We start from the raw sequence: 19,620 nt of genomic DNA on the forward strand, positions 1-19,620 counted from the left end.
CCGCCAGGAGAGGGCCACCAACAGCCAGGCATTTTCATGACAAGCGAAACGCGTACACTCTACAGCCAGCTTCCTGCTATCGATCGCTTATTGCACGATAGCGCTTTTCTTTCTCTGCGCGATCGGTATGGCCATACCCAGGTGGTTGATCTGCTTAGGCGGATGCTTGACGACGCGCGCGACGTCATCCGGAATACGCAAACACTTCCCGACTGGTACGCGGACTGGGCGCAAGAGGCGAAACTCCGGCTGGAAAATGCGGCGCAAAGCGCGCTGCGCCCGGTGATTAACCTGACGGGGACGGTGTTGCACACCAATCTTGGCCGCGCATTGCAGGCGCAAGAAGCGATTGAGGCGGTAACGCAGGCGATGCGCGCGCCGGTGACGCTGGAATACGATTTAGATGGCGCCGGGCGGGGGCATCGCGACCGGGCGCTGGCGACGCTGTTATGCCGTATCACCGGGGCGGAGGACGCCTGTATCGTCAATAACAATGCGGCGGCGGTATTGCTGATGCTGGCGGCGACAGCCAGCGGCAAAGAGGTGGTGGTTTCGCGTGGCGAGCTGGTCGAAATCGGCGGCGCGTTTCGTATTCCTGATGTTATGCGCCAGGCGGGCTGTACGCTGCATGAAGTAGGCACCACCAACCGGACGCACGCGAAAGATTACCGTCAGGCGGTAAATGAAAATACCGGTCTGTTGATGAAGGTGCATACCAGTAATTACAGCATTGAGGGCTTTACCAAAACGGTAGAGGAAGCGGAACTGGCGGAAATCGGGCGAGAGCTGGATATTCCGGTGGTGGCGGATCTGGGCAGCGGTTCGCTGGTGGATTTAAGTCAATATGGCTTACCCAAAGAGCCGATGCCGCAGCAGCTCATTGCCGCAGGCGTCAGCCTGGTAAGCTTCTCCGGCGATAAGTTGCTGGGCGGGCCGCAGGCCGGGATCATCGTCGGCAAAAAAGCGATGATTGCCCAACTGCAAAGCCATCCGCTGAAACGCGCTCTGCGCGCGGATAAAATGACGCTGGCGGCGCTGGAGGCAACGTTACGTCTGTATCTGCACCCGGAAGCGTTGGCGGAGAAATTACCCACCCTGCGTCTGTTAACCCGCAGCGAAGCGTCGATTCGCGAACAAGCGCAGCGGTTACAGGCGCGGCTGGCGGCACGTTACGGCGATGAATTTGCGCTGGAGGTTAAACCCTGCCTGTCGCAAATCGGCAGCGGTTCATTACCGGTAGACCGCCTTCCCAGCGCCGCCATGACCTTTACCCCGCACGACGGGCGCGGTAGTCGGCTGGAGGCGCTGGCGGCCCGCTGGCGCACGCTGCCTGTACCGGTCATTGGCCGAATTTATGATGGCCGTTTATGGCTGGATATGCGCTGTCTTGAAGACGAAAGCCGGTTTATGGAGATGATGCTGAAATGATTATTGCAACTGCCGGACACGTAGACCACGGTAAAACGACGTTGCTCCAGGCGATTACCGGAGTCAATGCCGATCGCCTGCCGGAAGAGAAAAAACGCGGGATGACTATCGATCTGGGCTACGCCTATTGGCCGCAGCCGGATGGTCGTGTGCTGGGCTTTATCGATGTGCCTGGACATGAAAAATTCCTCTCTAACATGCTGGCGGGCGTAGGCGGTATTGATCACGCTTTGCTGGTGGTCGCCTGTGATGACGGCGTCATGGCGCAAACGCGCGAGCATTTACAGATCCTGCAACTGACGGGCAATCTCCAGCTCACCGTAGCGCTGACCAAAGCCGATCGCGTGGACGAGGCGCGTATCGGTGAAGTACGTGAAGAGGTACTGGCGGCGCTCGACAACTATGGCTTCGCCGATACCGTTTTATTTGTCACCGCCGCCAATGAAGGACGCGGTATTGCAGAACTTCGCGCTCATTTACAGCAGCTTCCTGCACGTTCGCACGCCGCGCAGCATCGCTTCCGCCTGGCTATCGACCGTGCGTTTACGGTGAAAGGGGCGGGACTGGTGGTGACCGGAACGGCGCTGAGCGGAGAGGTAAACGTGGGCGATACGCTATGGTTGACCGGCGTTAATACGCCGATGCGCGTACGAAGTCTACACGCGCAAAATCAGCCTACCGACCATGCGTATGCCGGGCAACGTATTGCGCTCAATATTGCGGGCGATGCGGAGAAGGAGCAGCTTAACCGCGGCGACTGGCTGCTTTCCGATGCGCCGGTGGGGGAAGCTTTTTCCCGGGTGATCGTTTCTCTGGCGCTTCATGCGCCGCTTTCCCAATGGCAGCCGCTACATATTCACCATGCCGCCAGCCATGTGACCGGTCGCGTCTCTTTGCTGGAAGGCGGGCTGGCCGAGCTGATCTTTGATACGCCGTTGTGGCTGGCCGATAATGACAGACTGGTGCTGCGTGATATTTCCGCACGCGCCACCCTTGCCGGCGCACGCGTGGTGACGCTTAAGGCGCCGCGTCGCGGTAAACGTAAGCCAGATTATTTGCACTGGCTTTCAACGCTTGCTGCCGCGCAGGACGATAGCGCGGCGTTGGCCATTCATCTGGAACGCGGCGCCGTCAACCTGCCGGATTTCGGTTGGGCGCGTCAGCTTAATCCTGTCGGTATGCGTCAGCTTATTGAGCAACATGGTTTTATCCAGGCCGGAGACAATCTGTTAAGCGCGCCCGTCGCCGCCCGCTGGCAGCGTAAGATTCTTGATACGCTGGCGACCTACCACGAACAGCACCGCGATGAACCGGGGCCGGGACGCGAGCGTTTACGCCGCATGGCCCTGCCAATGGAGGATGAAGCGCTGGTCCTGATGCTGATCGAGCGGATGCGCGACGACGGCCTGATTCATAGCCATCACGGTTGGTTGCATCTGCCGGATCATAAAGCAGGATTTAGCGATGAGCAGCAGGCCGTCTGGCAAAAAGTCGAACCGCTATTTGGCGATGAGCCCTGGTGGGTACGCGATCTGGCGAAAGAGACCGGAACGGAAGAACAATTGATGCGGCTGGTGCTGCGGCAGGCGGCACAGCAAGGCATCATTACCGCGATCGTAAAAGATCGGTACTATCGTAACGATCGGATTGTCGCTTTCGCCAATATGATCCGCGAGCTGGATCAAGAGAGAGGATCAACGTGTGCGGCGGATTTTCGCGACAGGCTGAATGTAGGGCGGAAACTGGCTATTCAGATCCTTGAATATTTTGACCGGATTGGATTTACACGACGTCGTGGGAATGATCATTTATTACGTGATGCGTTATTATTTCCGCAAAAAGAATGAAATGGTTAAATTAAATAACAAATGAAGCAATACAATTATTGCGTTGCTTTATAAAAAGCACATCAGGAAATGAACCAGATGTGCTTTTTATTTTTCTGACTTCTTAAAATAGCCATCGTGAACCTGTTATCAGAATAGTTTTGCCCATATTCTTTGCGCCTTAGTCAGGCGACTCACGATGAGATTGTGGAACTTTATCGCGCGGCGATGTAACGCCTTTGCCCGGTGGCGCGGACGCTTACCGGGCCTGCGTAGACGATGCAGGCCGGATAAGGCGTAACACGTTAGCTTCGGGCGAGCTTTTGCTGCGCCAGCCAGACGGCGCCCAGCCTGCCCGCCTGATTTCCCAGTTGGCAGGGCTGAATCGGCACCTGGAGCGCCTCCCACATTTCAAACGTTTCAAGATGCCGCGTCAGGAGCGGGTAGAGCTTTTCCTGTTCGCTTATTCCTCCGCCGATCAGCACCACGCCCGGATCAAACATAGAGATCACGCTGTAAACGCCGCGTGATAGATAACGCGCCCAGTCATTGACCGCCTCACGCAGATGAACATCGGTCGCCATTCGTTCGAAGATCACATCCGCAGGCGGCATCTCTTCGGCAGGCAGCGCCAGCGCCTGGCGGCACGACGCCATTAATCCGCTGGTTGACGCGATTTTATGCATACTTTCGCCATTATTCCCGACCGGCATGACGCCGAATTCACCGGCATGGAAATGTGCGCCGCGATACAGTTCTCGTCCGACGATAATACCGCCGCCAATGCCGGTTCCAATGGTAATGCAGACCAGATTGTCATAATGCTGCCCGGCGCCTCGCCACATTTCGCCCAGCGCCGCGCAGTTCGCGTCGTTCTCCACGACCAGCGGCAGATCGGTCAGCCCGCTGAACAACTCCATCAGGTTGACGTCATCCAGGTAAGCCAGCGCGCCCGCTTTTGCCGCATGACCGTTATGGGGATTAATATGGCCGGGGAAACTGACCCCGATTGCCGCAATGTCATAGTCCTGTTGGCAACGCGCCACCACATCCTGCCATTTGCGGGTAAACGTGGAGGCGTCCTCTGGCGTATCGAATTGATGATGGGTTAATTCTTCGCCGTCACTGTTAATCACGCCATATTTGACGTGAGTTCCTCCCACATCAATACCGATATATTGCTGCATAGTGTTCTCCGTACGTTAAACAGGCACCTGTTTAGTATGGCTAAAACCAGACGGAGAAACGTAAAGGAAAGTAATTCGTGATTGCTGTCGTAAAGCGGGAAACCATTGGCGAAAAATTCACCAGTACCGTCTACCCTTGTGGAGTACCTTTACAATAAGGAGTTGGTCATGACGAACAATCCCCCTTCAACACGTATTCAGCCAGGTGAATACGGGTACCCACTGAAGTTAAAAGCCCGCTATGACAATTTTATTGGCGGTGACTGGGTTGCGCCCGCCGACGGCGAATATTATCAAAACCTGACGCCAGTGACCGGCCAGCCGCTATGTGAAGTCGCTTCCTCCGGTAAAAAAGATATCGATTTAGCGCTCGACGCCGCGCATAAGGCGAAAGATAAGTGGGCGCATACGTCAGTACAAGACCGTGCCGCTATCTTGTTTAAGATCGCCGATCGGATGGAACAAAACCTCGAACTGTTGGCGACAGCGGAAACCTGGGATAACGGTAAACCGATTCGTGAAACCAGCGCCGCCGACGTACCGCTGGCGATCGATCATTTCCGCTATTTCGCCTCCTGTATACGTGCGCAGGAGGGCGGGATCAGCGAAGTTGATAGCGAAACCGTGGCCTACCATTTTCACGAACCGCTTGGCGTCGTGGGGCAGATAATCCCGTGGAACTTTCCGTTGTTGATGGCAAGCTGGAAAATGGCGCCAGCGCTGGCGGCGGGTAACTGTGTGGTGCTTAAACCGGCACGCCTGACGCCGCTTTCCGTTCTGCTGTTAATGGAAGTCATTGGCGATCTGTTACCGCCGGGCGTCGTCAACGTCGTGAACGGCGCGGGCGGCGAGATTGGCGAATATCTGGCGACCTCGAAACGTATCGCGAAGGTGGCGTTTACCGGTTCGACGGAAGTGGGTCAACAGATCATGCAGTACGCCACGCAGAATATTATTCCGGTAACGCTGGAGTTAGGCGGTAAATCGCCCAATATCTTCTTTGCTGACGTGATGGATGAGGAAGATGCGTTCTTTGATAAAGCGCTGGAGGGATTTGCCCTGTTTGCCTTTAACCAGGGCGAGGTGTGTACCTGTCCAAGCCGTGCGCTGGTCCAGGAGTCCATCTATGAGCGCTTTATGGAGCGCGCTATTCGCCGGGTAGAGAGCATTCGCAGCGGGAACCCGCTAGATAGCGGTACACAGATGGGGGCGCAGGTCTCCCACGGCCAGCTTGAGACTATCCTCAATTATATCGATATCGGTAAAAAAGAGGGGGCCGATATTCTGACCGGTGGGCGACGCAAGGAGCTGGATGGCGAACTTAAAGAGGGCTATTACCTTGAGCCTACCATTCTGTTTGGTAAGAACAATATGCGCGTCTTTCAGGAGGAGATCTTTGGCCCGGTGCTGGCGGTAACCACCTTTAAAACCATGGAGGAGGCGCTGGAAATCGCTAACGATACGCAGTATGGCCTCGGCGCCGGCGTCTGGAGCCGCAACGGCAATCTGGCCTATAAGATGGGGCGCGGCATTCAGGCCGGGCGCGTATGGACCAACTGCTATCACGCCTATCCGGCACATGCGGCGTTCGGCGGCTATAAACAGTCGGGCATCGGGCGCGAAACGCATAAGATGATGCTGGAACACTACCAGCAAACCAAGTGCCTGCTGGTGAGTTATTCCGATAAGCCGCTGGGGCTGTTCTGACGCAAGAGGTAATGCCCGATGGCGCTGCGTTTATCGGGCCTACCGCATTGATATCAGCCTGGTGGTAATGCCCGATGGCACTTCGCTTATCGGGCCTACAAAAATTCATCGCAATGTACTGATATTGCAAAGCTTGTAGGCCGGATAAGGCGCAGCCGCCATCCGGCACAGTATTACCGCTCGTTAACCCAAATCCGCATTTCGCCCTCGCCACGGTTGGCCCAGCTAAACCACGGAATGAAGGTTAGCGTCTGCGGCTGGCGCGATGACGGCGCGTTATCGTAGTGCCACAACGCCTGATGCTGCGCATCTGGGGCGCTTTGCTTCTCGCCTTCAGCCTGAATCAGCATCTTATGCGCAAAAAGCCCTTTGCCCTCAAAGACCCGGAATTCACTCTCTTTCGGTAACCACAGATTATGCAGTTCTTCGCCGTTATCGGCCTGCTCAAGGCAATAGACCAGCGGCCCGCGCTGAATGGCGACCTTACCGGCGACGTGACGCGCCAGCGGATTGCCATACACGCGGCGAACCGGCATCGGCAGCGTCAGGGTTATCGTATCGCCCTCCTGCCAGGTTCGACGGATATGCAGATAACCTTTGCGAATATCCTGTTCCACTTCCAGCCCGTTGAGCGTCACTTTTGCCTCAGGGCACCAGTCCGGCAGGCGTAGCGCCAGCGTGTGATGTACCGGCTGCACAGAGTCGATGGCGATCTTCACCTGCTCATGCCACGGGTAGTTCCCGCTGATTCGCAGTTTGAGCGCGCCATTTTCAACGGGTATTTCCATGCTGTTACCCACGTACATATTGATGTACAGCGCATCCGCACGCGGCGTGTAGATGTAGTGACCAAGGGAGGTGAGCACGCGGGCGATGTTCGGCGGGCAGCAGGCGCAGCCAAACCAGCGCTGGCGAATGGGCTTAACGTGATCGTAAATATGGTTGAATTTTAACGATTTTGGATGCACTTCCAGCGGGTTGACGTAGAAGAAATGCTTGCCATCCAGCGCCATACCACCGAGGACGGTGTTGTACAGCGCGCGCTCCATCACGTCGGCGTACTGGCTATCGGCTTCCATTTCCAGCATCCGGCGGGCGAACATCATCAGGCCGATTGAAGCGCAGCTTTCCGCATAGACCGAATCATTGGGTAAATCGTAATCGCTGCTAAAGGCTTCGCCGCTGCTCTGTGAACCGATGCCTCCGGTGATATACAGCTGACGCTGCGCCATATTTTTCCACAGGCGCAGGCAGTCCTGGCGTTTGCCTTCATCGTTGCTCAGGCGAGCGAGATGCGCCACGCCAGTCATCAGATAGACAAAACGTACCGCGTGGCCAATGGCCGTCTGCTGCTGCGAAATTGGCAGATGCGCCTGGCTGTAGGCTTTGTCTTTGACCATCCACGCCGGGCCGTAGGTATGCCAGTAAGAGGTTTGGCCGCGTTTTTCGTACTCTTCGTCGTAGAAGTGCGGTTGGGTGCCGCGCTGTCCGATAAAGTAGCTTGCCAGCATCATATAGCGCGGCTGCTCTGTTACCTCATACAGACGCATCAGCGCCAGCTCAATTTCCGGGTGGCCCGGATAGCCATGCAGCTGATTTTCGCCAGGGCCGAAAGTGCTGTCGATATGATCGGCCAGGCGACAAACGACGTCTAGCAGCCGACGCTTGCTGGTGGCCTGAAAGAAGGCGACGCCCGCTTCAATCAGATGCCCGGCGCAATAAAGCTCGTGGCACTCCGCCAGGTTGCTCCAGCGTTCTTGCGGGGCTTTTGCCGTAAAGTACGTATTGAGATAGCCATCGTCACACTGCGCGGCAGCCACCAGTTCAATCACCTCATCGGCGGTTTTCTCAAGCGCGGGATCGGGCTTCTGGCACAGTGACCAGGCAACCGCTTCCAGCCATTTCGCCACGTCGCTGTCCTGAAAGACCATGCCGTAAAAGTCGCCCGTCTGCTGGCCTGCGGCAATGCGGAAATTTTCAATGGCATGGCTGGGTTCAGCCTCTGGAATACGATCGTTTAACGCATCCCACTGGTAAGGAATAACCACATCGCGAACCAGTTGTTGATACTGTCCGAGGAACGGATCGCTGACCGTCAGTTTATGCAGATCGACTTCCAGTACGTTCATTTCGTGCTCCTTAAGGCTGTAGAGGTCATAGATATTCCTCGCTGACGGGGTATTTTATGGCAGTAATTTTTATTTTCGCGTTATGACCTGATTCATTTTGCCCAGATAGCGGTGAGCGACAAGGCGATAAAAGAGTAAAAAAAGATGACGATTCCGACCCGTATTTAAAAATGTGAGATGGATCGAGTGAAATGACTATTTTTAGTTAATAATCAAAAGCTAATATGAAATACGGTGCTGAATGAGCGGGAAATGACATATTAATGCTCGAACTATCCATGACATTACCGATTAAAGTCCAAAACGGCGGATTATTTATTTCTCGCGGCATTGGGCGTCATCCTGCCAGGCGTCTGCAATCGTGGGAAATTATATTTGTGGAAAAAGGCTGCCTGAAAATTCAGGAAGAAGAATGTGTTTTCTGTGTCGAAGCCGGGGAAAGCCTGTTGCTTTGGCCGCATCGCCGCCATATTGGCGTTGAGGAGTTTCCCGCCGATCTTAAATTTTACTGGCTCCATTTTGAGGTCAAAGCGCCGGACAGCGACCCGCGCTGGCTGACGCATCTTTCCGTGCCGCAGCATACCCAGGTTGCCGATCCGCAGGCGCTGATTGCGCTTTTTCGCCAGTTTATGAACGAGCAGGAAAAGCACCAGCGCAGCCCGGCGCTGGAGTTCATCGTGCTGCTGATTTTGCAGCAGCTCACCGTTGACGCCCGGCAGAATGAAAACGCCGAGGCCGCTGGCGTGTCGCTGGCCTGGAAAGTACAGCAGTTGATTCGAACGCACTATCACCTGCCGCTTTCCAGCTCGGTTCTGGCGAAAGAACTGCATTGCAATGTGGATTATCTGGGACGCGTTTATCGGCGGGTATTTCACCTTACGCTAACGGAAGCCATCCACCGCCAGCGGGTGCGCGAGGCGGAAAAGTTGCTGATTAGCGACGCGCGTTCGTTAAAAGAGGTGGCGGAGCGGTGCGGTTTTAATGACGTTGGTTACTTTCGCCAGATCTTCCGCAAGCACACCGGCCTGACGCCTACCGCCTGGAAGCGGCGCTACAGTAAGGAACACGTTAATTCTTGAGTATAATCTTTGGCCCTCTGACAACGCGGTTGCAAACTGAATGCCCGATGGCGCTTTGCTTATCGGGCCTACAAGAGTTCATCACAACGTATTGATATTGCAAATCTTGTAGGTCGGATAAGGCGCAGCCGCCATCTGACACAGGCTGTGGCTGCCGGCATTACTGCCCGTAATAGGCATTCGCGCCGTGTTTACGCAGATAGTGTTTATCGAGCAGTTCAGGCTGCATATCCGGTAGCTGCGGGGCCAGCTGGCGCGAGAACAGCCCCATATAAGCGCACTCCTCAAGCACCACGGCGTTGTGGACGGCATCGGCGGCATTTTTACCCCAGGCAAACGGGCCGTGTGAATGAACTAATACCGCCGGGATTTGCGCCGGATCGAGACCGCGCTCTTCAAAGGTTTTAATAATCACCTCGCCGGTCTGATACTCGTACTCGCCGTTAATTTCCTCAACGGTCATCAGCCGGGTACAGGGGATCGCGCCATAGAAATAGTCGGCGTGGGTGGTGCCCCAGGCGGGCAGATCGAGCCCGGCCTGCGACCAGATCGTCGCATGGCGGGAATGGGTATGCACGATCCCGCCGATCTGCGGATAGCGGCGATAGAGCGCCAGATGGGTCGCGGTATCGGACGACGGTTTTTTGTTGCCTTCAACGACCTTACCGCTGGCGATCTCTACCACCACCATATCGTCGGCGGTCATCACCTCATATTCGACGCCGGAAGGCTTAATGACCATCAGCTTGCGCGTCTCATCGACCGCGCTGACGTTGCCCCAGGTAAAGGTGACCAGCCCGTGCGCCGGGAGGGCCAGGTTTGCCGCCAGCACCTCGGCTTTCAGTTGCTCTAACATGTGAAACCTCCTTCCTGCATCCGTGATTCAATCCAGCGGCGGGCCTGGATAATTTCCAGCACCGGCTCACTGGCTTTCTCTGTCCACATCTCAATCAGAAATGAACCGCGATAATTCAGCTCATGCAGCGTTTTAAAAATGCCCACAAAATCAACGCATCCTTCGCCAAACGGCACGTCGCGGAACTGGCCGGGGCTGTCACCGGTCACCGGCAGCGTGTCTTTCAGGTGGATAGCGGCGATACGGTCGATACCCAGCTTCAGCTCGGCGGTGACGTCGTTCCCCCAGGCGCTGAGGTTGCCGACGTCCGGGTAGACGGTGAACCACGGTGACGAAAGCATCTCGTCCCACTTTTTCCACTTGCTGATGGAGTTCATAAACGCGGTATCCATGATCTCCACCGCCAGCATCACCTGCGCCGCTGCGGCCTGTTCCACCGCCCACGCCAGCCCTTCGGCGAAACGTTGCTGGGTGCCTTCGTCGTGCTCTTCGTAATAGACGTCGTAACCTGCCAACTGGATGGTGCGGATCCCCAGGTCGCGCGCCAGGCGAATGGCTTTGGTCATGATTTCACGCGCCCGCTGGCGTACCGCTTCGTCGCGGCTGCCAAAAGGGAATCGACGATGGGCGGAGAGGCACATCGACGGGATGGCGACGCCGCTTTCCAGCATCGCGTTCACCAGCGAAGCGCGTTGGGCCGAGGTCCACTCCAGGCGTGAGAGACGTTCGTCGGTTTCATCCACCGACATCTCAACAAAATCAAAACCGCAGCTTTTTGCCAGCACCAGCCGCTCTGGCCAACTGAGATCTTTCGCCAGTGCTTTCTCGTAAATACCTAATGGATGATTACGCATGCTTTTCTCCCCAAATGGCGTCAATTTGGGCGTGGAATTCGGCTGCGACCTGCGCCGGATGGGCGGCACCTGCCAGCGCACGTCCGGCGATAAATGCCTTAACGTTAATGTCGCGGAACAGCGGCAGATCCGCTGGGGTAATGCCGCCGGTAATCGATAGTTCAAGGCCGATGTCGGACAACGCCTTCATACGCGCCAGGTCCGCCTCGCCCCACTGCTGTCCGCTGGCCTGCGCGTCGCGCCCGCGGTGGTAAATCGCCTGACGAACCCCGACGCGATACCAGTCTTGGGCGTCGTCCAGCGTCCAGTTGCCGAACAGTTCTATTTGAATTTCACCGCCACAGGATTGCGCGACGGCGTGGCCTTTCTCGACCGTGGCGAGCGGTGCGGCGCAGATGATAGTCATCCAGTTAGCGCCAGCGCCAAAAGCCTGCTGCGCCAGGGTTTCACCGGCATCGGCCACTTTCCAGTCGGCGACGATGATTTTTTCCGGGCACTGCGCTCGCAGGGCTTTCACCGCGCTAAGGCCTTCGGTTAAACAAAGGATGGTTCCGGCCTCAACGATATCGACATGATCCTGTAGCAGGGCGACATCGCGCTGGGCTGCTTCCAGACTGGTGTGGTCGAGCGCCAGTTGCAGTAATGGTCGGCTCATAATGCGTGCTCCTTAATACGGGCGTGATAGCCCTGTAGTGCTTCAATCAAATCCTGGTATTGGCGGTATTTGCGCTGGTAGAGGGCGTGCGCGGTCATGTCCGGCAGCAGCGTGCGCACCGGGTGCTGCAGGTCGCGTTGGGCCTCGCGGAAATCGCGATATACGCCGGTGCCGACGCGGGCCGCCAGCGCTGCGCCAAAGCAGCCGGTCTCCTCAACCTGCGGCAGCTCGATGCGTAACCCGCTGACGTCCGCCAGCATCTGCATCCAGACGTCGGAGTGGGCCGGGCCGCCGGTAACGCGCAGGGCGCAAACGTCGGTAAAGCGTTCACGCATGCGGTTGAGGTGGGTCATATGGCTGAAGACCACGCCTTCATAAATCGCTTGCAGCAGGTGGGCGCGGGTGTGCAGCGCCTGCATGCCGTAAAAGCCGCAGGTCATCTCCAGCCCGGCATTGCTGCCGTAGAGAAACGGCAGAAAAAAGAGGTCGCTACCGGCTTTCGGCAGGCTGGCGACCGCCTGGTTGATCTCGTCAAAAGAGAGGTCGCCCCACTGGGCGGTAAACCATTCAAGGTTGCCGGAGGAGGTCGGGCTGGCTTCGTGAACGATATACTGTCCGTCATTGACGTAGCGGCCATAGACGTAAGGGTGGGCCTCATGGTCGCGCAGACCGTGAGCGATGCCGCTGGTGACGGCCCAGGTACCCATCACCGCATTGAGCGTTGATTCATCCTCAATACCGGCGCAAAGGGCGGTGGAAACCACATCAAACAGGCCGCCGACGACGGGGGTGCCCGCCGCCAGACCGGTGATGGCGGCTGCCTGAGCGGTGATCTCCCCGCATATTTCGGCTGAACCCACCACGGGGGGCAGCGCGCTATCGATTTCACTGATGCCCAGCCATTTGGTCAGACGCGGGTCGTACTGGCCCGTCGCCATGTTGTAGAGGTTGGACTCGGAGATGTTGCTCTCTTCGCAGCCTTTCACGCCGGTTAAGCACCAGCGCAGATAGTCATGCGTCATCATGACGCAGCCTATCTGCGCGTAGCGCTGCGGCTCATTCTCTTTTACCCAGCGTAAAAGGGAGACCGGATGCCCGGTCCACAGGGTTTGCCGGGTCAGCGGGTAGAGTTTTTGCGGAACCGCTTCTTTTTGCCAGCGCTGGACAATTTCCATGGCACGACGGTCGGAAGAGAGTATCGCTTTACCTAATGGCCGATCGCTTTTATCTAACAGGAACAGGCCCTTACCCTGAGCGGAAATACCCAGACCGCGGATTTGTGAGCCGCTCACCCCCGTGTGCGCCAGCAGTTTGCTGATGACCGAGCCGCACTGTTGCCACAGTTCGGTCATATCGCGTTCAACCCAGCCTGGCTGCGGGCTTAAAGCGTGCAGCGGCAGGCGTTGCACCGCTACTTCCCGGCCTGCGCCATCGTACAACCCGGCTTTTAGCCAACTCCCACCACAATCTAACCCCAGCCAGTAGTTGCTCATGACTTATTGCACCTCGTCCACGGCTTTCAGGAGATCGGCGCCCTGCGGGTTGTCTTTCAGGAACATATCGCGCACCTGGCTGCCCAGCGCATCGCTGAAGGCTTTACGGTCGATATCGGTCAGGACTTCAACTCCGGCTTCTTTCATGCCATCGATAATTTTTTGCTGATCTTCGGCGACCAGTTTGCGCTGATAGTCACCCGCTTCTTTGGCGGAACTCAGCAGTGCCTCCTGGAACTGCGGGCTTAAAGCGTCGAATTTGGCTTTATTGATCACCAGCAGCAGAGGCGAATAGGCGTGATGAGTGAGGGAGAGGTATTTCTGTACCTCATAGAATTTCGCTGACCACACGACGTTGATAGGGTGTTCCTGGGCATCAATCGTACGGGTTTCGAGGCCGGTATAGACTTCGGAGAACGGCATCGGAATAGGGTTGGCGCCGAAGATTTTAAAGGCCGCGATATTCATTGGGCTGTTGTTAGTGCGGATTTTTAAGCCTTTCAAATCGCCCGGCGTTTTTACCGGCGCGCGGGAGTTGGTGACGTCGCGCCAGCCGTTTTCCCAGTAGGCGAGGACTTTTAACCCTTTTGAATCGAGTGATTTTTTCAGTTCATCGCCGACTTTGCCGTCGAGCGTTTTATGCGCATGCGCGGTATCGCGAAACAGGAAGGGGACATCAAGTAAGTTGAATACAGGGGCCAGACCGGTGAAATTGTTCGAACCGGACATTTCCATATCAATGGTTCCGCCGCGCACCCCGCTGATCATTGCCTGGGCGTTACCTAATGTGCTGTCAGGAAAGAGTTTTAGCGTTAATTCGCCGTTGGTTTTTTCTTTTAATAATTCGTTAAATTTTTTCGCGGCAATATGTTGGGAGTCAGTTTGCGGTGTTTCATAACCAAAACGTAAAGATTGCGCCGCCAGAGACGACACGCTGAAAACCGTCAGACCAGCTATCAATAATGAACGAGCAATAACGTGTAATTTCATAATATTATCCTTTAATTAATCCATTTAAGCGGTGTGATAATTAGCTCGGGAATAAAAATAAATAAAACCAGCAGCGACATCAGTACGACAACGTAAGGGAATACGCCTCTTACCGCGTCATCAAATTTCAATTTTGCTACCCCGGAAATAACGTTGAGGACGTTGCCAACGGGCGGTGTGATTAATCCAATAGAGCAGTTAATAATGAACATGACGCCGAAATAAATCGGGTCAATATTGGCTTCTTTAACTAATGGCAATAATACAGGGGTAAGAATTAACACCGTTGGCGTTAAATCCATCACCATACCGACGACCATAATTGAGATCATAATGACGATAAATAAGAGTCGCGGAGAGTCGACCAGCGGCTGCAGCAAATCTGACACCATCATGGGTAACTCCGCGATCGTAATCAGCCAGGCGGATACCTGAGCCGCGGCCACCAGAAACATGACGACTGACGTCGTTTTGGCGGCATTGACCAGCACGTGGTAGAGACTGGAAAACGTTAATTCCCGATAGATAACCACGGCGACAAAGAGGGCGTAAAACGCGGCAACCGCCCCTGCCTCCGTTGGCGTGAAAAGTCCGGAACGGAAGCCGCCGATAATAATCACCGGTAAAAACAGCGCCCAGATACCTGAAACCAATGATTGCCAGATTTCACGCGGTGTTGCTTTAGGCTGAGAAGGGAGATTTAATCGCCCAGCCTGCCACCACCAGGTGAGCATAAGCGCCGCGCCCATCATGATGCCCGGTGCGATCCCGGCCATAAACAGCTTGCTGATCGACAAGCCGCTGGAAACGCCGAAGATAATAAAAGGAATTGAGGGTGGAATAATTGGCGCAATGATCCCGCCGGAAGCGATTAACCCAACGGAGCGGTTGATCGGGTAGTTTGCGGAGCGCATCATCGGCACCAGCAGCGCGGCGACCGCAGCGGTATCTGCTACCGCAGAGCCGGAAAGGCTGGCCATAATCATTGCTGCAATGACGCCCACGTAGCCCAGGCCGCCGGGCTTATGGCCGACCAGCTTCATCGGCAGGTCGACAATTCGCTTTGACAGGCCGCCCGCGTTCATGATTTCACCGGCCAAAACAAAAAAGGGAATGGCCAGTAGGGAGAAACTGTCCGCGCCGTTAACCAGGGTTTGCGCCATAATCTGCACGTCAAACATATCCAGGTATGCCATCAGAGCAGCGCCGCAAAGCAGCAGCGACCAGGCGATGGGTAAACCTATCGCGATCCCGCCGAGCAGGCAGCAGAGAAATATCACCACGGCCATGATTAGGCTCCTTGCTGTGGTTGTTGAAAGGAATCGTTACGCGTTATTAAGTGATAAAGCCGACGCAGCTCGATTAACGCGATAGCAACGCTTGTGGGCAGACAGGCGATATACATCAGGCCGATCGGTAAACCGAGGATTGGCGAGTGATCGCTCCAGTCCTGCAACGCTTTTTGCAGGCTGCCCCAGCCTAATGCGAGGCATAACAATAAAATCAGTGAATGCGTCAGCAGCGAGAGTCGACGCTGATTCGCTGGCGAAAGTTTTTCCACCACAAAAGTGACCTGAACGTGAGCGTTATCCATAAATGCAACGATGGCGCCAATAAACGTCAGCCATACAAATAGATAACGTGATAGTTCATCTACCGACAAAATACTGCTCTCAAAACCGTAACGTAAAATAACGTTAATAAATACAATGCAGGAAAGTACGGCAATTAATACCGCAAGTATGCCCTCAAGTACCCGCTTCATAACGACTCCATCAGGTTATAGAAACTTATTTCTTTCGATGCTGAATAGTGGAACTTAATTTCTTATGTTTGGTTTATATTAGGTCGGCGCAACGTTGAATTGCAGGCCGAGAATTAAGGTGATGATGTTTAATTCAGGTTAGCGGCGTGTGGCCTTTTTCATCATGTTAATACCATCGCGTAATATATTGATGCGGTGATTAATATCGGCGCTGGCATTGATTTCCAACAATTTAATACCGGTAAACTGCAACAGATCGGGAGCTACGGCGGTAATGAGTTCTTTAACATGTTTCTCCGTCATCAGGCTTTGTGGACAGAAAGGTGCAAACGGAGCATGGAGGTCCTGCCATTCGCCGTATTCTCCGCTTTGTGTCGTGCCGGAGAACATCAGCGCCCCGAGTTTTCCAGCATGTTTGGCCTGCTGCGTGTGGATCAGCGGTAGAGAGGTATCCCGCCCTTCAATAGCCGAGCGCGCCCAGTTAACGCAGACGCTTATGTCATAGTCGGCAATAATTTCCAGTACGTTTACTAACGGTAAGAATCCTTTGCGCGGTGCGGGGCCGGTCATCGCGTCGCAGTGTTCAAGCACCAGGTCGCAGGACCAGTCCCAGTTGGCAATCTCTTTTAATGAGCGCGCAAAGGCGTCGGTTGCCTGCGCTACGTTCGGATTGCCCGCCAGTGGGGCGGCATGAAGCTCAAGGGCTATAACTTTGCCGGGGGTTTTCGCATTGAGTTTATTTATCTTCTGATAAAGATGACGGTAGTATTCCACGCAGGCTTTACGCTGTTCCTCGTCACTGGACGCTAATCCAAAACCGCCGTTTTCGCTACGGCGGCGCATGGTTTCCATTATCGCGGTGACCACGATTTGCCAGTTCCCTGGTGTATGGCGCAATAACCACTCGTCGCCGAGCGGGTGAAGATGTTCAAGACAAGGCTGCTCCAGCCCCCGGATATCCGGAGTATCAGAGAGTTGCCGCCAGAATTCCGTCTCTTCCTCTTCACTCTTCTGGTGAAATGAGGGTGCACAAGGGTACGCACCGATAATATAACCGGTATTATTTTTCATTTTGTGCTCCAGTAAACTCTATTTTATAAAACGTCTATGGCGACTTTTACGACTATTTTCCGTATCGGCGTAGCAATGCTTTTATTACAACCGGGACGATGAACATCCTGCGGGAAAAACAGGGCATAACTTCCCGGTATCATTTCAATGAATGATTCATGTTCACTGTCGTGATAAAAAATAATATCGCGCTGTTCTGATAATGACTCGCTGATTTGATTATTACCGGTATCAATGGCAACCCCAATTGTCTCTTCGCCCCATGCCAGAAACTGAATATCCAGATAGCGGCGATGGACTTCCGGACGATTTTCAGCAGCATCGCGGGTGATCATATCGATAATCTGCGCGAAGATATTTTTGCCGTCGATTTCCACTACGCCAGGTTCCAGCGTGCGAAAGTCCGTATTGCGCAGGAAATCGAGCGCCTGCTCTATGGCCGACGGTAGCCGGCACGGATTAGGCTGCGCAATATGTCCAAAAATCATGATGTGGCTCCTTACAGCGCCTGAATTTTGGCCCAGACGCTGTCGTCAATGGTGATACCGTGACGGCGGTTGTCATCCAGCAATTTGGTAAATTCGTGGCCGGGCAGCCGAATCGCGACGTTGTCGTCGGCGCGTTCAGCAGTGGTGATGAAATCCATAATCCGCTGCAGTTTGGCATCGCGGGTTGCGCCATCGATCAGCTTATCCACTTCTATGGCGATGAAAATCTGTGAGACGCCATACTCATCGCTGTTTTCCTGGGTCACTTCGGCAACGGAAGAACCGTTGGAAAGCAGGGTGGCAATCATGTCCAGCACAATCGACAGACCAGATCCTTTCCAGTAACCCATTGGTAAAATGCGGCGATTTTTCTCGATAACGCCCGGTTCTTTGGTCAACTGACCGTTATCGTCGAAACCGCCATCCACCGGCAGTTCGCGGCCCGCCAGACGGTTAACTTCTAACATTCCGTAGGAGAACATCGACATCGACATATCCACCATCGTGATCGGCGTAGACGGGATGGCGACGATCAGCGGATTGGTACCGATACGGCACTCTTTCGCCCCCCACGGCGGCATGACGGCGATGGAGTTGGTCCAGCAAATGCCGATATAGCCTTTTTCCGCCGCCTGCCAGCCGTAGCTGCCGCCGCGCATCCAGTGGTTAGCATTACGTAACGCCACCAGGCCAATACCATGATCGGAAGCCAGCTCGATGGCCCGGTCCATCATCTTTTTCGCCGTCAGGTTGCCGATAGCGCGCTGAGCATCCCACTGTTCGATGGCGCCGAGGCTGGTAACTCGCTGCGGTTTAGCATCAGGAATAATGTCGCCGTTATCCAGTTGCTGGATGAAGCGGGGAAAACGGTTCACGCCGTGGGAATAGACACCGGACTCGGTGGTGCGAGCGAACATTTCCGCGCACTCGTCGGCGGTATCTTCCGCAATATTCCGCGACCGCAAGACGCGGTAGAAGGCCCCTTTTAACTCTTCGAAAGCTACTTTCATCCCTGTTCTCCTGGTCGATTGTTAGAAAATTTAGTATGTTTTTTTGTCTATAAATTTCATAATGCGAAATGCAGTTCCAAATATATAGATCAAAAATTGACATGGCAACGCCAGAGAAGGTTTTTAAAAACGATTAAAATCATCGGCTTATGTTTTTTATGCTGATATCGTGAACTGCAACACACTTTGAGCTACCATCTGATCGCCCAAGAAAGGAGAGAGTTTTCTGATGAGCCAGAACAACGATAAAGAGAAGCCTGCGGGGAGTCAGAGCCTGTTTCGTGGCCTGATGTTGATAGAAATTTTGAGTAACTACCCGAACGGTTGCCCACTGGCGCACCTGTCGGAGCTGGCGGGGTTGAACAAGAGTACCGTCCATCGTTTGTTGCAGGGGCTTCAATCCTGCGGATATGTGACGCCAGCGCCGGCGGCCGGGAGCTACCGTCTGACGACAAAGTTTATTGCCGTCGGCCAAAAAGCCCTGTCATCGCTGAATATCATCCACGTTGCGGCACCGCACCTTGAGGCGCTCAACCTGGCCACTGGCGAGACGGTGAATTTTTCCAGCCGTGAAGATGACCACGCTATCCTGATTTATAAGCTGGAACCGACCACCGGTATGCTGCGCACGCGTGCCTACATTGGCCAGCATATGCCGCTGTACTGCTCGGCGATGGGGAAAATTTATATGGCGTTTGGTCAGCCGGATTATGTGGCGTCTTACTGGGAAAGCCATAAAGAACAGATCCAGCCGCTGACTCGTAATACCATTACCGATTTACCAGCAATGTACGATGAGCTGGCGCAAATTCGTGAAACCAGCATGGCGATGGATCGCGAAGAAAATGAACTGGGCGTTTCCTGTATTGCTGTGCCTGTGTTTGATATTCACCATCGAGTGCCTTACGCCATTTCTATTTCGCTGTCGACGTCACGGCTAAAACAGATCGGCGAGAAAAATCTGCTCAAACCGTTGCGTGAAACCGCACAGGCTATCTCTAATGAGCTGGGATTTACCGTTCGCGAATAAGACAGCTCGCCAGGTTTTATCAGGCATCTGACAAAATTTGTCCGTTTGCGTA

17 protein-coding genes are annotated in these 19,620 nt (G+C 54.7%); 5 read left to right on the forward strand and 12 right to left on the reverse strand.

The features are described from left to right. Nucleotides 1-36 precede the first annotated feature (36 nt). Together selA and selB are read left to right on the forward strand one after the other, a co-directional pair. Entirely contained in the window at nt 37-1,428 is a 1,392-nt protein-coding gene (selA, locus tag ABVM99_RS16575; RefSeq protein ID WP_000200188.1) for an L-seryl-tRNA(Sec) selenium transferase, read from the forward strand. Beyond that, nucleotides 1,425-3,275 (forward strand): selenocysteine-specific translation elongation factor, encoded by a 1,851-nt coding sequence (gene selB, locus ABVM99_RS16580; RefSeq protein ID WP_000582395.1) that lies wholly within the window; start codon nt 1,425-1,427, stop codon nt 3,273-3,275. Before selA ends, selB begins: the two co-directional genes overlap by 4 nt. 284 nt (nt 3,276-3,559) lie before the next feature. Here selB and ABVM99_RS16585 read toward each other — a convergent pair whose 3' ends face one another. Further along, entirely contained in the window at nt 3,560-4,441 is an 882-nt protein-coding gene (locus tag ABVM99_RS16585; protein WP_001188269.1) for an ROK family protein, read from the reverse strand. 168 nt (nt 4,442-4,609) lie between these two features. On the opposite strand from ABVM99_RS16585, the gene aldB reads away from it, so the two are divergent. After that, on the forward strand, nt 4,610-6,148 hold the full coding sequence (gene aldB / locus ABVM99_RS16590) for an aldehyde dehydrogenase AldB (protein ID WP_000183988.1): 1,539 nt from the start codon (nt 4,610-4,612) through the stop codon (nt 6,146-6,148). A gap of 173 nt (nt 6,149-6,321) precedes the next feature. Here the strand turns inward: aldB and ABVM99_RS16595 are convergent, their stop codons facing one another. Next, nucleotides 6,322-8,277: a glycoside hydrolase family 127 protein gene (locus ABVM99_RS16595; protein ID WP_023194986.1), complete on the reverse strand. Its 1,956-nt coding sequence runs from the start codon at nt 8,275-8,277 to the stop codon at nt 6,322-6,324. A 263-nt stretch (nt 8,278-8,540) separates the two neighbouring features. Between ABVM99_RS16595 and ABVM99_RS16600 the strand changes: the two genes are divergently transcribed. Next, a complete protein-coding gene (locus ABVM99_RS16600) occupies nt 8,541-9,356 on the forward strand; it encodes a helix-turn-helix domain-containing protein (protein WP_000891816.1) in 816 nt (271 codons plus the stop codon). A gap of 160 nt (nt 9,357-9,516) precedes the next feature. Here ABVM99_RS16600 and araD read toward each other — a convergent pair whose 3' ends face one another. The 10 genes from araD to yiaK form a co-directional block, all read right to left on the reverse strand. Next, on the reverse strand, nt 9,517-10,212 hold the full coding sequence (gene araD / locus ABVM99_RS16605; RefSeq protein ID WP_000893174.1) for an L-ribulose-5-phosphate 4-epimerase: 696 nt from the start codon (nt 10,210-10,212) through the stop codon (nt 9,517-9,519). Next, nucleotides 10,206-11,066 carry an L-ribulose-5-phosphate 3-epimerase gene (locus ABVM99_RS16610; RefSeq protein ID WP_001244035.1) on the reverse strand — a complete coding sequence of 287 codons (861 nt, stop codon included), beginning with the start codon at nt 11,064-11,066 and terminating at the stop codon, nt 10,206-10,208. Before ABVM99_RS16610 ends, araD begins: the two co-directional genes overlap by 7 nt. Then, entirely contained in the window at nt 11,059-11,721 is a 663-nt protein-coding gene (gene ulaD / locus ABVM99_RS16615) for a 3-keto-L-gulonate-6-phosphate decarboxylase UlaD (protein WP_023194863.1), read from the reverse strand. Before ulaD ends, ABVM99_RS16610 begins: the two co-directional genes overlap by 8 nt. Further along, on the reverse strand, nt 11,718-13,214 hold the full coding sequence (locus tag ABVM99_RS16620) for an FGGY-family carbohydrate kinase (RefSeq protein ID WP_023194862.1): 1,497 nt from the start codon (nt 13,212-13,214) through the stop codon (nt 11,718-11,720). The genes ulaD and ABVM99_RS16620 overlap by 4 nt, the downstream gene beginning before the upstream one ends. 3 nt (nt 13,215-13,217) lie before the next feature. Beyond that, nucleotides 13,218-14,204: a 2,3-diketo-L-gulonate TRAP transporter substrate-binding protein YiaO gene (yiaO, locus tag ABVM99_RS16625; RefSeq protein WP_000766337.1), complete on the reverse strand. Its 987-nt coding sequence runs from the start codon at nt 14,202-14,204 to the stop codon at nt 13,218-13,220. Nucleotides 14,205-14,215: 11 nt separating this feature from the next. Next, on the reverse strand, nt 14,216-15,493 hold the full coding sequence (yiaN, locus tag ABVM99_RS16630) for a 2,3-diketo-L-gulonate TRAP transporter large permease YiaN (RefSeq protein ID WP_000301822.1): 1,278 nt from the start codon (nt 15,491-15,493) through the stop codon (nt 14,216-14,218). A gap of 2 nt (nt 15,494-15,495) precedes the next feature. Then, nucleotides 15,496-15,969, reverse strand: a complete 474-nt coding sequence (gene yiaM / locus ABVM99_RS16635; protein ID WP_000832316.1) for a 2,3-diketo-L-gulonate TRAP transporter small permease YiaM — start codon at nt 15,967-15,969, stop codon at nt 15,496-15,498. A gap of 138 nt (nt 15,970-16,107) precedes the next feature. Next, a complete protein-coding gene (locus tag ABVM99_RS16640; RefSeq protein ID WP_023194861.1) occupies nt 16,108-17,040 on the reverse strand; it encodes a DUF4862 family protein in 933 nt (310 codons plus the stop codon). A gap of 23 nt (nt 17,041-17,063) precedes the next feature. After that, nucleotides 17,064-17,528 (reverse strand): YhcH/YjgK/YiaL family protein, encoded by a 465-nt coding sequence (locus ABVM99_RS16645; protein WP_023194860.1) that lies wholly within the window; start codon nt 17,526-17,528, stop codon nt 17,064-17,066. An 11-nt stretch (nt 17,529-17,539) separates the two neighbouring features. Continuing rightward, nucleotides 17,540-18,538, reverse strand: coding sequence for a 3-dehydro-L-gulonate 2-dehydrogenase (gene yiaK, locus ABVM99_RS16650; protein ID WP_000861183.1), 999 nt, complete (start codon nt 18,536-18,538; stop codon nt 17,540-17,542). Nucleotides 18,539-18,767: 229 nt separating this feature from the next. Between yiaK and yiaJ the strand changes: the two genes are divergently transcribed. After that, nucleotides 18,768-19,568 carry an IclR family transcriptional regulator YiaJ gene (gene yiaJ, locus ABVM99_RS16655; RefSeq protein WP_001627094.1) on the forward strand — a complete coding sequence of 267 codons (801 nt, stop codon included), beginning with the start codon at nt 18,768-18,770 and terminating at the stop codon, nt 19,566-19,568. Nucleotides 19,569-19,620 lie beyond the last annotated feature (52 nt).

The organism is Salmonella sp. SJTUF15591, from assembly GCF_043356435.1.
GTDB classification, from domain to species: domain Bacteria; phylum Pseudomonadota; class Gammaproteobacteria; order Enterobacterales; family Enterobacteriaceae; genus Salmonella; species Salmonella enterica.

Coding starts and splice junctions, on each gene's coding strand:
- aldB (WP_000183988.1), top strand. CDS start 4,610: ATGACGAACAATCCCCCTTCAACACGTATTCAGCCAGGTGAATACGGG.
- ABVM99_RS16610 (WP_001244035.1), bottom strand. CDS start 11,066: ATGCGTAATCATCCATTAGGTATTTACGAGAAAGCACTGGCGAAAGAT.
- yiaN (WP_000301822.1), bottom strand. CDS start 15,493: ATGGCCGTGGTGATATTTCTCTGCTGCCTGCTCGGCGGGATCGCGATA.
- ABVM99_RS16640 (WP_023194861.1), bottom strand. CDS start 17,040: ATGAAAAATAATACCGGTTATATTATCGGTGCGTACCCTTGTGCACCC.
- ABVM99_RS16620 (WP_023194862.1), bottom strand. CDS start 13,214: ATGAGCAACTACTGGCTGGGGTTAGATTGTGGTGGGAGTTGGCTAAAA.
- yiaO (WP_000766337.1), bottom strand. CDS start 14,204: ATGAAATTACACGTTATTGCTCGTTCATTATTGATAGCTGGTCTGACG.
- ABVM99_RS16585 (WP_001188269.1), bottom strand. CDS start 4,441: ATGCAGCAATATATCGGTATTGATGTGGGAGGAACTCACGTCAAATAT.
- araD (WP_000893174.1), bottom strand. CDS start 10,212: ATGTTAGAGCAACTGAAAGCCGAGGTGCTGGCGGCAAACCTGGCCCTC.
- yiaK (WP_000861183.1), bottom strand. CDS start 18,538: ATGAAAGTAGCTTTCGAAGAGTTAAAAGGGGCCTTCTACCGCGTCTTG.
- yiaJ (WP_001627094.1), top strand. CDS start 18,768: ATGAGCCAGAACAACGATAAAGAGAAGCCTGCGGGGAGTCAGAGCCTG.
- ABVM99_RS16600 (WP_000891816.1), top strand. CDS start 8,541: ATGCTCGAACTATCCATGACATTACCGATTAAAGTCCAAAACGGCGGA.
- ABVM99_RS16645 (WP_023194860.1), bottom strand. CDS start 17,528: ATGATTTTTGGACATATTGCGCAGCCTAATCCGTGCCGGCTACCGTCG.
- ulaD (WP_023194863.1), bottom strand. CDS start 11,721: ATGAGCCGACCATTACTGCAACTGGCGCTCGACCACACCAGTCTGGAA.
- yiaM (WP_000832316.1), bottom strand. CDS start 15,969: ATGAAGCGGGTACTTGAGGGCATACTTGCGGTATTAATTGCCGTACTT.
- selB (WP_000582395.1), top strand. CDS start 1,425: ATGATTATTGCAACTGCCGGACACGTAGACCACGGTAAAACGACGTTG.
- ABVM99_RS16595 (WP_023194986.1), bottom strand. CDS start 8,277: ATGAACGTACTGGAAGTCGATCTGCATAAACTGACGGTCAGCGATCCG.
- selA (WP_000200188.1), top strand. CDS start 37: ATGACAAGCGAAACGCGTACACTCTACAGCCAGCTTCCTGCTATCGAT.